The 13,088-nt window shown below is 66.8% G+C and carries 14 protein-coding genes; 12 read left to right on the forward strand and 2 right to left on the reverse strand.

Annotated features, from left to right (window positions below):
• On the forward strand, positions 1-669 hold the full coding sequence (locus tag B7R24_RS05905) for a DUF1990 family protein (RefSeq protein ID WP_116418049.1): 669 nt from the start codon (positions 1-3) through the stop codon (positions 667-669).
• An 18-nt stretch (positions 670-687) separates the two neighbouring features.
• Positions 688-1,962, forward strand: coding sequence for a coproporphyrinogen-III oxidase family protein (locus B7R24_RS05910; protein ID WP_116418050.1), 1,275 nt, complete (start codon positions 688-690; stop codon positions 1,960-1,962).
• A 45-nt stretch (positions 1,963-2,007) separates the two neighbouring features.
• Here the strand turns inward: B7R24_RS05910 and B7R24_RS05915 are convergent, their stop codons facing one another.
• Positions 2,008-2,463, reverse strand: a complete 456-nt coding sequence (locus B7R24_RS05915) for a DUF4870 domain-containing protein (RefSeq protein ID WP_367302604.1) — start codon at positions 2,461-2,463, stop codon at positions 2,008-2,010.
• 101 nt (positions 2,464-2,564) lie between these two features.
• Positions 2,565-2,957, reverse strand: coding sequence for a DUF4870 domain-containing protein (locus B7R24_RS05920; RefSeq protein ID WP_116418051.1), 393 nt, complete (start codon positions 2,955-2,957; stop codon positions 2,565-2,567).
• Between the two features lie 216 nt (positions 2,958-3,173).
• On the opposite strand from B7R24_RS05920, the gene hrcA reads away from it, so the two are divergent.
• From hrcA to B7R24_RS05970, 10 genes are all read left to right on the forward strand, one after another.
• On the forward strand, positions 3,174-4,196 hold the full coding sequence (hrcA, locus tag B7R24_RS05925; RefSeq protein WP_116418052.1) for a heat-inducible transcriptional repressor HrcA: 1,023 nt from the start codon (positions 3,174-3,176) through the stop codon (positions 4,194-4,196).
• Positions 4,197-4,263: 67 nt separating this feature from the next.
• Positions 4,264-5,382, forward strand: coding sequence for a molecular chaperone DnaJ (dnaJ, locus tag B7R24_RS05930; RefSeq protein WP_116418053.1), 1,119 nt, complete (start codon positions 4,264-4,266; stop codon positions 5,380-5,382).
• A 16-nt stretch (positions 5,383-5,398) separates the two neighbouring features.
• Positions 5,399-6,139 (forward strand): 16S rRNA (uracil(1498)-N(3))-methyltransferase, encoded by a 741-nt coding sequence (locus B7R24_RS05935; protein ID WP_116418054.1) that lies wholly within the window; start codon positions 5,399-5,401, stop codon positions 6,137-6,139.
• A gap of 69 nt (positions 6,140-6,208) precedes the next feature.
• Positions 6,209-6,568: a histidine triad nucleotide-binding protein gene (locus B7R24_RS05940; RefSeq protein WP_116418055.1), complete on the forward strand. Its 360-nt coding sequence runs from the start codon at positions 6,209-6,211 to the stop codon at positions 6,566-6,568.
• Entirely contained in the window at positions 6,555-7,595 is a 1,041-nt protein-coding gene (locus tag B7R24_RS05945) for a PhoH family protein (protein WP_437123509.1), read from the forward strand. The genes B7R24_RS05940 and B7R24_RS05945 overlap by 14 nt, the downstream gene beginning before the upstream one ends.
• Positions 7,592-8,059: an rRNA maturation RNase YbeY gene (ybeY, locus tag B7R24_RS05950; RefSeq protein ID WP_116418057.1), complete on the forward strand. Its 468-nt coding sequence runs from the start codon at positions 7,592-7,594 to the stop codon at positions 8,057-8,059. Before B7R24_RS05945 ends, ybeY begins: the two co-directional genes overlap by 4 nt.
• The gene (locus B7R24_RS05955; RefSeq protein ID WP_116418058.1) at positions 8,056-9,384 is read left to right on the forward strand and encodes a hemolysin family protein; all 1,329 of its coding nucleotides are present in this window, start codon (positions 8,056-8,058) and stop codon (positions 9,382-9,384) included. The genes ybeY and B7R24_RS05955 overlap by 4 nt, the downstream gene beginning before the upstream one ends.
• Complete coding sequence (era, locus tag B7R24_RS05960) at positions 9,381-10,295, forward strand: GTPase Era (protein ID WP_116418059.1); 915 nt, start codon at positions 9,381-9,383, stop codon at positions 10,293-10,295. Before B7R24_RS05955 ends, era begins: the two co-directional genes overlap by 4 nt.
• Before the next feature lie 35 nt (positions 10,296-10,330).
• A complete protein-coding gene (gene dapA, locus B7R24_RS05965) occupies positions 10,331-11,314 on the forward strand; it encodes a 4-hydroxy-tetrahydrodipicolinate synthase (protein ID WP_116418060.1) in 984 nt (327 codons plus the stop codon).
• 43 nt (positions 11,315-11,357) lie between these two features.
• Complete coding sequence (locus tag B7R24_RS05970) at positions 11,358-13,034, forward strand: ribonuclease J (RefSeq protein WP_116418061.1); 1,677 nt, start codon at positions 11,358-11,360, stop codon at positions 13,032-13,034.
• The last annotated feature ends 54 nt before the right edge of the window (positions 13,035-13,088 follow it).

Genomic DNA, 13,088 nt, shown 5'->3' on the forward strand with positions numbered 1-13,088 from the left:
ATGTCGACCGACGAGCCCCGCACGAGGGCGACGCACAGCGGGCAGGCGCTCACCTATGCCGCCATCGGGGCGAGCCAGGCCGACGACCTGATGTACTATCCGCCGAAGGGGTTCAAACCCTTCCAGGCGCGGGCGCGGCTGGGTTCGGGCGACGACCGGTTCGCTTCGGCCGCCGAGTCCATCCTCACCTGGGGTGTACAGCGCGGCAGCGGAATGGCCATCGAGAACATCGAGCTCCCGGTGTCGAGCGACTCCGACTACGTCGGGCTCGTCTATGACGCCAACGGTGTGCCCACGGGTCCCCGCCAGCTCGACGAGGGGCATGTCTACACCGAAGACGGCACGCCGCATGTGGCCCCCGGCGTCACCGCCGAGCTGGTGGTGCACGTTCTCGGCGTGCGGTTCGTGGCACCGGTGCGGGTCGTGTCTGTGACGACGGATGCCCATCGGGTCGGTTTCGCCTACGGAACGCTGCCCGGGCATCCGCAGATCGGCGAAGAGAGCTTCATGGTGGAGCAGCACGACGACGGGTCGGTGTGGATCGTCATCCGCAGCTTCTCGCGGCCCAGCACGTGGTACTACCGGCTCGCGACACCACTCGTGCGGTGGCAGCAGCGCACGGCGACCAAGCAGTACCTGCGGGCGCTGCTGCCCGCGCGCACGCCGTGACGAGAGCGGGGTTCTCCCGTGGGTAGCGCGCTGCCGCTCGGCGATCCGGCGCCGCTCGACGGGTTGCTGCCGGGCACCGCCGCAGAACGCAGCCACGGGCATCCGTTCGGCGTGTACCTGCACGTGCCGTTCTGCCGCGTGCGGTGCGGCTACTGCGACTTCAACACCTACACCTCGAGCGAGTTGCGCGGAGTGAAGCAGGTCGACTACGCCGGCCAGGCCGAGCTCGAGGTCGGCCTCGCCAAACGGGTTCTTGCGACATCCGGAGTCGAAGACCGCCCCGTCTCGACCGTCTTCTTCGGCGGAGGCACCCCCACCCTGCTGCCCAGCAGCCAGCTGATCGGGATGCTGCGAGCCACCGCCGATGCGTGGGGGCTCGCCGACGACGCCGAGGTCACCACCGAGGCGAACCCCGATTCGGTCGACGCGCAGTACCTGGCCGAGCTCGCCGCCGCCGGCTTCACGCGGGTGAGCTTCGGCATGCAGTCCGCCGTGCCGCACGTGTTGGCGACCCTCGACCGCACGCACGACCCCGAGCGCGTGCCCGAGGTGGTGCGCTGGGCCCGTGACGCCGGGCTGCAGGTCAGCCTCGACCTCATCTACGGCACGCCCGGTGAGACGATCGGCGACTGGGAGAGATCACTCGACGCCGCGCTCGCCATGGCGCCCGACCACCTCTCGGCCTACGCCCTCATCGTGGAGCAGGGCACCAAACTGGCCCGCCAGATTCGCTCGGGCGTCTACCCGCAGCCCGACGACGACCTCGAGGCCGACATGTACGAGCTCGCGGATGCCCGGCTCGCCTCGAGCGGGTACGAATGGTACGAGGTGAGCAACTGGTCGCGGAGCGGCGCCGCGGTGCAGCCCGGAGCAGACGCGATGACCGGGCCGGTGACCCCGGCGAGCGAGTTCCGCTCCCGGCACAACCTCGCGTACTGGCAGGGACACGACTGGTGGGGGATCGGCCCGGGGGCGCACAGTCACATCGGCGGCACCCGCTGGTGGAACGTGAAGCACCCGGCGGCCTACGCGGATCGCATTCTCGCCGGCCACTCGCCGGCAGCCGGCCGGGAGACGCCCGACCCCGACTCGCAGGAGATCGAACGCATTCTGCTGCTCGCGCGCATCCGGTCGGGCCTCACGACAGCAAGCCTCGCTCCGGATGCCCGCCGGGAGGTCGCGTCGCTCATCGCCGACGGGCTCGTGAACGCGAAAGCCGCCCTCGCTGGATCGATCGAGTTGACCCTGCGGGGGCGGCTTCTCGCCGATGCGGTGGTCAGAAGACTGACCTGACACCGGCCGGTGGTGCTGCGTTCACTGCTCTGAGTGGTGCTGTGGCTACTTGATGAGCTGGATCGCGCACCACTTGGGGTACACGTAACCCTCGCCCTTGTTGGCGGCGATCGCGGCGATGATCGCGAAGACCAGGCCGATGATGGCCACCGCGGCGTACGTGACGAAACCGATGATGACGACCGTCAGGATGCTCGACACGACGTACCCGATGAGAAGCGTGAGCTGGAAGTTCAGCGCCGTCTTCGTGTGCTCGCGGATGAACTCGCCGCGGTCCTTCAGCACCAGGTAGCCGATCAGCGGGGCGACGAACCCGATGATGATGCCGCCGACGTGGATGAGCGTGGCCCAGAGGCGCTGGTCTTCGGGCCGCATGGGCGGCGCCACCGGGTAACCCGCAGGCGGCTGCACGTAGCCCTCTGAGGGCGGCACGCTGCCACCGGTCGGCGGCAGTTTGTCGCCGGGGGGAGGGGTCGATCCGGGCGTGTAGTCGCTGGACATGGACGATCCTTTCGTAGGGGTTGAGCCTGGGAAACCGAGTGGAAGGGGGATCCGAGTGGAAGGGGGATCCGAGTGGAAGGGGGATCCGAGTGGAAGGGTGCTTACTTGATCCACCGGTAGTTGATGGGGTACCGGTACGCCCCGCCGCCGTTGACCCGTACGCCGCCGATGATGGCGAAGACGAGGTTGACGATGACGACCAGCCAGATGACGAGCCCGATCAGCAGCGCGATGATGCCGCCGACGAAGGGGATGTACGTGAGGATCGCCGACAGGATGTTGCCTGCGACGACGATGCCGGTGACGTTGATCGTCCAGTTGAGTGCCTCAGTGCTCTCCTGACGCACCAGCCGGCCGCGGTCTTTGAAGACCAGGTGGATGACGAGCGCAGGAACCAGCAGGATGATGTTGCCGAAGTGGGCGAGGCTCGCCCACAGTTTGTCGTCTTGTGCGGAGAGCGGTGCCGCCGGCTTGGCGGCCATCGGGTCGGACATCGTGAGGAGCCCCTTTCTGGGCGCAGGATACCCACAAGATAGTGGCAGTCAAGGGTGTTCGGCAATGATTTTTACTCAGTGTGTCGACAATGTGCGGGAATGTTCACCCACGCGCAAGGCGGCGCACGACAGGGGTGAGTTCCGAACCTCGCGTTATATGATTGGCACTCGGAATACAGGAGTGCCAGCCGACACGACGAGGAGGGCGGGGAAGACATGGTCTCTGAACGCAGCCTCGAGGTTCTGCGGGTCATCGTGCACGACTATGTCGAATCGCGCGAGCCCGTCGGCTCGAAGTCGATCGTCGACCGCCACTCCTTCGGTGTCTCTGCCGCGACGATCCGCAACGACATGGCCCTTCTCGAAGAGGAGGAGCTGATCACGGCTCCCCACACCTCATCGGGTCGTATTCCGACCGACAAGGGGTACCGGCTCTTCGTCGACCACCTCTCCGATCTCAAACCCCTCTCGCCCGCGCAGCGACAGGCCATCGAGACATTCCTCGGGTCATCCGTCGACCTCGACGACGTACTCGCCCGAACCGTGCGCCTGCTCTCGCAGCTGACGCAGCAGGTTGCGATGGTGCAGTACCCCTCGCTGTCGAAGGCTCGGGTCAGACATATCGAGATCGTCGCCCTCACCCCCCTCCGCATGCTCACCGTCGTCATCACCGACACCGGTCACGTCGAGCAGCGCATCGTCGAGGTGCCTGCTGCGGTCGACGACCTCTTTCTCGCCGAGATCCGTTCGAAGGTGAACGCCCTCGCTGCAGGGCTCGGGCTCGATGCCGCCGCAGAGAGGCTCGCCGAATTCCGTGACCAGTTCGAGCCGGAGCGCCGGGCATCCATCGGCCTGCTCAGCCAGGCGCTCATCGAGCAGGTCACGGCGAACCGGCAGGAGAAGCTGATCATCGCCGGGGCCGCCAACCTCGTGCGTACCGAGGGTGACTTCGCCGGCAGCATCCTGCCTGTGCTCGAGGCCGTCGAGGAGCAGGTGGTGCTGCTGCGCCTGTTCAGCGAGATGCAGGCCGATGCACACGGGATGACGGTGCGCATCGGGCGGGAGAACGCTCCGTTCGGCCTGGCCGAGACCTCCGTTCTCGCGAGCGGGTACAGCGGAGCGGGCGGCGCCGTCGCCCGGCTCGGTGTGCTCGGGCCGACCCGCATGGACTACTCCACGAACATCCAGGCGGTGCGCGCCGTCGCCCGCTACCTCTCCAAGAGCCTGGGCGAGAACTAGCGCCCGTCCCGCCCGTCCCCTTCATTCACAACACACTGCATTCACCAAACAAAAGGAGAAGCCCTTCGTGGCTGACCACTACGACGTTCTCGGTGTCGAACGAACCGCCACCCCCGAGGAGATCAAGAAGGCCTACCGTCGGTTGGCCCGCGAGCTGCACCCCGATGTGAACTCGAGCCCGGATGCCGAGGAGAAGTTCAAAGCCGTCACTCACGCCTACGACGTGCTGAGCGACCCGGGCCAGCGCCAGAGCTACGACCGTGGGCCGCAGGCCGGCTTCGGCGGCGGGGCCGGAGGCGCCCAGGGGTTCGGCGGATTCGGCGACATCTTCGAGACGTTCTTCGGCGGGCAGCAGGGCGGCCAGCGCGGCCCCCGCGACCGCGCCGAACGGGGGCAGGATGCACTGCTCCGAGTTGAAGTCGACCTCAGCGAGGTCATCTTCGGCACGCACCGCGACCTCGAGGTCGACACGGCCATCCTCTGCGAGACGTGCAACGGTTCGTGCGCCCAGCCCGGTACGCACGAGGTCACCTGCGACATCTGCCATGGCACCGGCCAGATCTCGCGCACGGTGCGCTCCCTGCTCGGCAACGTGATGACGAGCTCACCGTGCGGCACCTGCCGCGGCTACGGAACGATCATCCCGGCCCCCTGCGTCACCTGCCAGGGGCAGGGCCGCATCCGCGCGCGCCGCACGATTCCCGTCGACATTCCGGCCGGCGTCGACACCGGCCTCCGGCTACAGATGCCGTCGCAGGGTGAGGTCGGCCCGGCCGGCGGCCCCCAGGGCGACCTGTACCTCGAGGTCAAGGTGCGCCACAACGACATCTTCAGCCGCAACGGGGATGACCTGCTGTGCACTCTCGAAGTGCAGATGTGGGACGCGGTGCTCGGCACGACAACCACCCTGAACGCGCTCGACGGCGACGTGGAGGTCGAACTGCGGCCGGGCATCCAGAGCTCGGAGGTGCTGACCATCAAGTCGCGCGGCGTGACGAAGCTGCGGGGCGGCGGTCGGGGTGACCTGAAGGTCGGCATCCAGGTCGTCACACCCACCAAGCTCGACCACAAGCAGAAGGAGCTCATGAAGCAGCTCGCCTCGGCGCACAAGTATCCGGCCCCGTCGCTCGGGCAGTTCCAGCAGGGGCTGTTCTCGAAGCTGCGCGACCGCTTCCTGAACGTCTGAGGCGGATGGCCCGCCGATGAGTTCGCTGTTCATCCGCGAGGATCTTGCCGTAATCCCGCACGGGATCCGCGATGTGGTGTCGCTGCACGGTGACGAGCAGAAGCATGCCGTGACGGTGAACCGCATCCGGGTCGGCGAAGAGACCTCGATCGGTGATGGGCGCGGACTCGTCGTGAGCGGCCCGGTCATCGCGGTGTCGTCGACGGTACTGAGCATCGCCGTGACCTCCCTCGTTCAGCAACCTGCGCCGGTACGGCAGATCTGGCTCGTGCAGGCGCTCGCCAAGGGCGACCGCGACGAGCTCGCCGTGCAGGCCGCGACCGAACTCGGGGTGGCCCGGGTGCTGCCGTGGGCGGCCGAGAGGTCTGTGTCGCGCTGGGTCGGCCCGAAGATCGCCAAGGGTCTCGAGCGCTGGCGCACCATCGTGCGGGAGGCCACGAAGCAGTCCATCCGGGCCTGGGTGCCCGAGGTGGGGGAGCTCCAAGCGACGAAAGACCTCCTGGAACTGGCCCGGGGTTCACGGATGCTCGTGCTCGACCCGACCGCAGCGATCTCCCTGACGGCGGCAGAGCCGGGCGCCGCAGACGAGCCCGTGGTGCTCGTGGTCGGGCCGGAGGGTGGCCTCACGACGAACGAGCTGACCGTTCTGGCGGCGGCGGGAGCGACTCGCGTGTCGCTCGGAACGGGCATCCTGCGCACCTCCACGGCGGGGCCGGCGGCGATCGCGGCGCTGAACGTGACGCTCGGGCTCTGGTGAGAGCGCGTCGGAGTACGCCCTGAGCGCAAGGCCCGGCTGAGTGTCAGGGGCTCCACTTAAGATGGGGGTATGTCAGAAACGCCCGAACCGTCGATCTTCACCCGCATTGTGCGGCGCGAGATCCCGGCGACCATCGTCGCCGAAACCGAACGCGTGATCGCGTTCAACGACGTCGCCCCGAAAGCTCCCGTGCACATCCTCGTCGTGCCGAAGACCGAGCAGTATGCCACTGTCGTCGAGCTCGCCGCCGGTGATCCCGGCCTGCTCGCCGAGGTCGTCGAGGTCGCCCAGAAGCTCGCGATCGAGCACGCCGACGGTGACTTCCGTCTGGTCTTCAACACCGGCGAGGGCGCAGGCCAGACCGTTTTTCATGTTCATGCCCACGTTCTCGCGGGCGATCTCAAAGAAGGTTCACTTGCCACGTTCTGACACCGGTTCCAGAGGCACCAACAGCATCACCTCCGATGCGGTCATCCACGTCGACGGCCTCGCCATGGTCCGCCTGCTCGGCCCGCAAGACCGACTGGTCACCCTGGTCGAGAAGCAGTACCCGCAGGTGAGCATCCACGTCCGCGGCAACGAGATCACACTGCAGGGTCCGAACGGCGACGTCGAAGCGGCCAGGAGGCTCATCGAAGAGCTGGTCGAGATGGTGAAGAACGGCAACGACGACCTGACCGAGATCGAGGTGACCGCTTCGGCGCGCATGCTCGATGCGGGCAGCACCCTCTCGCCGTCGGCAGCGCTCGGCGAGCCGATCGTGTCGAGCCGCGGCAAGACGGTGCGCGCCAAGACACTGGGCCAGAAGAAGTACGTCGACGCGATCGACGAGAACACGATCGTGTTCGGTATCGGTCCCGCCGGTACCGGCAAGACGTACCTCGCGATGGCGAAGGCCGTGCAGGCGCTGCAGCGCAAAGAGGTCAACCGCATCATCCTGACCCGCCCGGCGGTCGAAGCGGGCGAGCGACTCGGGTACCTGCCCGGCTCGCTGACCGACAAGATCGATCCCTATCTGCGACCACTCTTCGATGCGCTCAATGAGATGCTCGACCCTGAGATCGTGCCGAAACTGCTGGCAACCGGCACCATCGAGGTCGCACCTCTCGCCTATATGCGCGGCCGTACGCTGAACGACTCCTTCATCGTTCTCGACGAGGCCCAGAACACCACGCCCGAGCAGATGAAGATGTTCCTCACCCGGCTGGGCTTCGGCTCGCGGATGGTCGTCACCGGCGACATCACGCAGATCGACCTGCCGCTCGGAACCAGCGGTCTCCAGGTGGTGCGCGGCGTGCTCGACGAGATCGACGACATCCACTTCGCTACGCTGACCAGTGACGATGTCGTGCGCCACACGCTCGTGGGGCAGATCGTCGACGCCTACACGAAGTACGACCAGATCCAGCAGGCCAATCGAGCAAGCGCCGCAGCCCGGCGAGGAGAACGCGCATGAGCATCGAAGTGAACAACGAGTCGGCGATCCCCGTCGACGAGAAAGCGTTGTTGCGGCTCGCGACCTACGCGCTCGACCAGATGCACGTGCATCCCGACGCCGAGCTGGCGATCGTGCTGGTCGACGAGGCAGCCATGGAGCAGTTGCACGTGCAGTGGATGGACGAACCCGGCCCCACCGACGTGCTGAGCTTCCCGATGGACGAACTGCGCCCCGGTACCGAGGAGGCACCGACGCCCGCCGGGCTGCTCGGCGATGTCGTGCTCTGCCCGCAGGTCGCCGAGGGCCAGGCTCAGACCGCCGGTCACTCCACCCTCGAAGAACTGCTGCTGCTGACGACCCACGGAATACTGCACCTACTCGGTTTCGACCACGCAGAACCCGCCGAAGAGAAAGAGATGTTCGGCATCCAGGGTGACATTCTCGTCGGTTTCGCCATGAAGGAGCGCCGCCGCCGCACATGACCGATCTCCCTCCCGTCGGCCCGTTCATCGCAATCGCCCTCGTTCTCATCGCCCTCGGTGGGCTCTTCGCCGCCGCGGATTCGGCGATGGCCTCCCTCTCCCGGGCCGACATCCTGGAGCTCGCCGACCGGTCCCGCGCGAAGCGTTCCCTGCGGGCGATCGCCGAAGACACCGGCCCGCACCAGAACGTGGTCAACTTCGTGCGCATCGTCGCCGAGACCTCCGCGGCGGTGCTGGTCACGATCGTGCTCGCCTTCAGCATCGACCAGATCTGGCTCGCGCTGCTGCTGTCGATCCTCATCATGACCGGTGTCTCGTTCGTGCTCGTCGGTTCGAGCCCGCGCAGCGTCGGTCGCGTGCACGCCCGCGGCGTGGTCATCGTGAGCGCCGTGCCGGTGCACCTGCTGCGCGTACTCCTCGGGCCGGTGGCGAACGCCCTGGTGGCGATCGGCAACCGGGTGACCCCCGGTCGCGTGCGTTCGGCATCCTTCTCCTCAGAAGAGCAACTGCTCAGCATGGTCGACGAGGCCACGGAGCTCGATGTGCTCGAAGAAGACGATCGCGAGCTCATCCACTCCATCATCGAGTTCAACGACACCGTGGTGCGAGAGGTGATGCTGCCCCGCACCGACATGGTGACGGTCGAGCACGACGCGACGGTCGGCCAGAGCATGGGTCTCTTCCTGAGCCGGGGGGTGAGCCGGATGCCCGTGGTGCAGGGCAGCGTCGACGAGATCGTCGGCGTGCTGTACCTCCGCGACGCCGCCCGGCTGACGTATGAGAAGCCCAAGCAGGTCGACGTGGTCACCGCAGACAGTCTCTCCCGGCCGGCCCTGTTCATCCCGGAGTCCAAGAAGGTCGACGACACTCTCCGCCAGATGCAGCTGGAGTCGAACCACCTGGCGATGGTGGTCGACGAATACGGCGGCATCGCCGGTCTCGTGACGATGGAAGACCTGATCGAAGAACTCGTGGGCGACATCTCCGACGAATACGACCGTGAGATCGTCGAGGTCGAGGAGCTCTCGTTCGGTGAGTACCGGGTGAGCGCCCGCCTCGCTGTCGACGAACTCGGCGAGCTGTTCGGCCTCGAGCTCGATGACGACGATGTCGACTCCGTCGGCGGTCTGCTCGGCAAAGCTCTGGGGCGACTGCCCGTTCCCGGCTCGGTGGCGCACGTCGCCGGGCTCACCCTGACCGCCGAGCGCACCGACCGGCGCCGGCGCATCAGCACCGTTCTCGTCACCCGAGCCGTCGCGGCGGCGGCCGTCGCCGTTACGTCTGACCGTTCCGACTCCACCACCACCGCAAAGGACCCCCGATGATCGGCTCAGAGAGCGTCACCGACCCCGACTTCCGCGCGGGATTCGTCTCCTTCGTGGGGCGCCCCAACGTGGGCAAATCCACCCTCACCAACGCTCTGGTCGGTGAGAAGGTGGCGATCACCAGCTCGAAGCCGCAGACCACCCGCCGCGCCATCCGGGGCGTCGTGCACCGCCCGACGGGCCAGCTCATCCTGGTCGACACCCCGGGAATGCACCGCCCGCGCACCCTGCTCGGCGAACGCTTGAACGCCGTCGTGCAGTCGACCCTCGGCGATGTCGACGTGATCGGGTTCTGCATCCCCGCCGACGAGAAGCTCGGTCCCGGCGACCGGTTCATCAATGAGCAGCTCGACGCGTTCCCGGGGGCGAAGAAGGTGGCGATCGTGACGAAGATCGACGCGGCATCCCGCCCGGCCGTCGCTGAGCAGCTGCTGGCCATCTCCCAACTGCGCAACTGGGAGGCGATCATCCCGATCTCCTCGACCAGCAACCTGCAGCTCGACATTCTGACGGCCGAGCTCATCAAGCTGCTGCCGCGCTCCGACAAGCTGTACCCCGACGACGCGAGAACCGATGAGGGGCTCGAGTCCCGCATCTCGGAACTGATTCGGGAGGCAGCGCTCGAAGGGGTGCAGGACGAACTGCCGCACTCGATCGCCGTCACCATCGACGACATGATCGAGCGCGACGACCGCGACCTCGTCGAGATCTATGCGAACCTGTTCGTCGAGCGCGACAGCCAGAAGGGCATCATCATCGGCAAGTCGGGCAGCCGGCTGGGCGATGTCGGCGCCCGGGCCCGGGCCTCGATCGAGCCCTTGGTGGGCAAACAGGTCTTCCTGAGCATCCGTGTCAAGGTGGCGAAAGACTGGCAGCGCGACGCCAAGCAGCTGGGCAGGCTCGGGTTCTGACCGAGCGCCCACGCAATGACCGCTACCCTGTAAGCGTGGCTGTAGCGAACTCCCAGAACCCGTTCGGCCAGGTGCTCGTTGCCCTGGTCACTCCGTTCACCGCCGACGGCGAAGTCGACTGGGCCAGCGTCGAGAAGCACATCGACAGCGTGATCACCGACGGTGCCGATGGCATTGTCGTCACCGGCACGACCGGTGAGACCTCCACCCTCACCGACCCGGAGAAGATCCGGCTGGTCGAGGTGGGCAAGTCCGTGTCAGGCGGCCGCGCCAAGATCATCACCGGCGGCGGCTCCAACGAGACGGCGCACGCGATGCAGCTCGCGAAGCAGAGCGAGAAGGCGGGCGCAGACGGCAACCTCGTCGTGACCCCCTACTACAACAAGCCCACGCAGGCAGGGGTGCTCACGCACTTTCGGATGATCGCCGACGCGACCGATCTGCCGGTCATCCTGTACGACATTCCCGGTCGCACCGGCATTCCGATCAGCTACGACACCATTCTGCGTGCGGCGAAGCATCCGAACATCCTGGCCATCAAAGACGCCAAGGGCGACTTCAGCGAGGTCAGCCGGGTACTGAACCAGACCGACCTGCTCTACTTCTCGGGCGACGACGCGAACGTGCTGCCGGCCCTCTCGATCGGCGCGACCGGCCTCATCGGGGTCACGAACAACATCGCGGCGCGCCCCTACCGCATCATGATCGACGCGGTGAATGCAGGCGACCTCGCCACGGCCACCGCCATGCACCAGGCGCTCGAGCCCCTGGTTCGCGCGACCATGACCCACGTGCCCGGCACGGTGGCGGCGAAGTACATCCTGCACGGCCTGGGGCGCATCTCGAGCCCGCGCGTGCGCCTGCCCCTCGTCGGCCCCGAAGAGTGGGAAGCGGCAAAGATCGAAGACGAGATCGATCTCGTGCGGAGCATCCCCGGGGTCAGCTTCACCAACTTCCGCCCCGACAGAAACGCAGCCGCCGGTGGCGCGCTGCCCAAGATTCCTGGCACGACCCGCTAGAACGCGGCACATCTTCACAACTACACACACTCAAGGAGGGCATATGCCCAACGCTTCATACGAACCCCGTCCCCTCGAAAAAGACACCCTGCGCGTCATTCCGATCGGTGGCCTCGGCGAGATCGGTCGAAACATGACCGTCTTCGAGATCAACGGCAAGCTGCTCATCGTCGACTGCGGCGTGCTCTTCCCCGAAGAGACGCAGCCCGGTGTCGACCTGATCCTGCCCGACTTCAGTCTGGTGAAGGACCGCCTGAAGGATGTCGTCGGAATCGTTCTCACCCACGGCCACGAAGACCACATCGGGGCCGTGCCGTACCTGCTCCGGCTGAAGAACGACATCCCGCTCATCGGATCGGGCCTCACCCTCGCTCTCGTCGAGGCGAAGCTCAAGGAGCACCGCATCAAGCCCTACACCTTCCAGGTGGAGGAGGGCCAGATCGAGAAGATGGGCCCGTTCGAACTCGAGTTCGTGGCCGTGAACCACTCGATCCCCGACGCTCTGGCCGTCGCCATCAAGACCGTCGCCGGTGTCGTTCTGCACACCGGTGACTTCAAGATGGACCAGCTGCCGCTCGACAACCGCATCACCGACCTCCGCGCCTTCGCCCGCCTCGGCGAGGCTGGCGTCGACCTCTTCCTCCCCGACTCGACCAACGCCGACGTTCCCGGGTTCACCCCGTCGGAACGCACGATCGGCCCGGTGCTCGAGAGCGTCATCGCGAAGGCCCCGCGCCGCGTGATCGTTGCCAGCTTCTCCTCGCACGTGCACCGGGTGCAGCAGGTTCTGGATGCTGCCCACGCCAACGGGCGGCGTGTGGCGCTGCTCGGCCGCTCGATGGTCCGCAACATGGGCATCGCGGAGGAGCTGGGCTACCTCAAGGTTCCCGAGGGTGTTCTCGTCGACTTCAAGAAGGCCGGCGACATCCCCGACGACAAGATCGTGTACATGTCGACCGGTTCGCAGGGAGAGCCGATGGCCGTGCTCTCGCGCATGGCCAACCTCGAGCACCAGATCGAGGTCGGGCCCGGTGACACGGTCATCCTGGCCTCCTCGCTCATCCCCGGCAACGAGAACGCGGTGTACCGCGTCATCAACGGCCTCACCAAGCTCGGTGCGACCGTGGTGCACAAGGGCAACGCGAAGGTGCACGTCTCCGGTCACGCCTCGGCGGGCGAGCTGCTGTACTGCTACAACATCCTGAAGCCCAAGAACGTGATGCCGGTGCACGGCGAGTACCGTCATCTCGTCGCCAACGCGCAGCTCGCCATCGAGACCGGCGTGCCGGCGCGCAACACCATCCTCGCCGACGACGGCACCGTCATCGACCTGCGCGACGGCATCGCGACCGTCGTCGGCCAGTACGACCTCGGCTTCGTGTACGTCGACGGCCAGAGTGTCGGCGAGGTCACCGACGACGACCTCAAGGACCGCCTCGTGCTGAGCGAGGAAGGGTTCATCTCGATCATCGTCGTCATCGAGGCCGGAACGGGCCGCATCGTGGTGGGCCCCGAGATCCATGCGAAGGGTTTCGCCGAAGACGACTCGGTCTTCGACAAGGTCAAGCCGAAGATCGCGTCCGCCCTGGCCGAGGCCGTCGGCAACGGCAGCCGCGACATCCCCGCCCTGCAGCAGGTCGTGCGCCGCACGGTCGGCCGCTGGGTCAACACGTCGTACCGCCGCCGCCCGATGATCGTCCCGGTCGTGATCGAGGCCTAGGTGAGCGCGGCCGGCGGCCTGAACGGCCGCCGGCTCCCAGCGCAGCACGGTTCT

It is taken from the genome of Subtercola boreus (assembly GCF_003399645.1).
GTDB lineage: Bacteria > Actinomycetota > Actinomycetes > Actinomycetales > Microbacteriaceae > Subtercola > Subtercola boreus_A.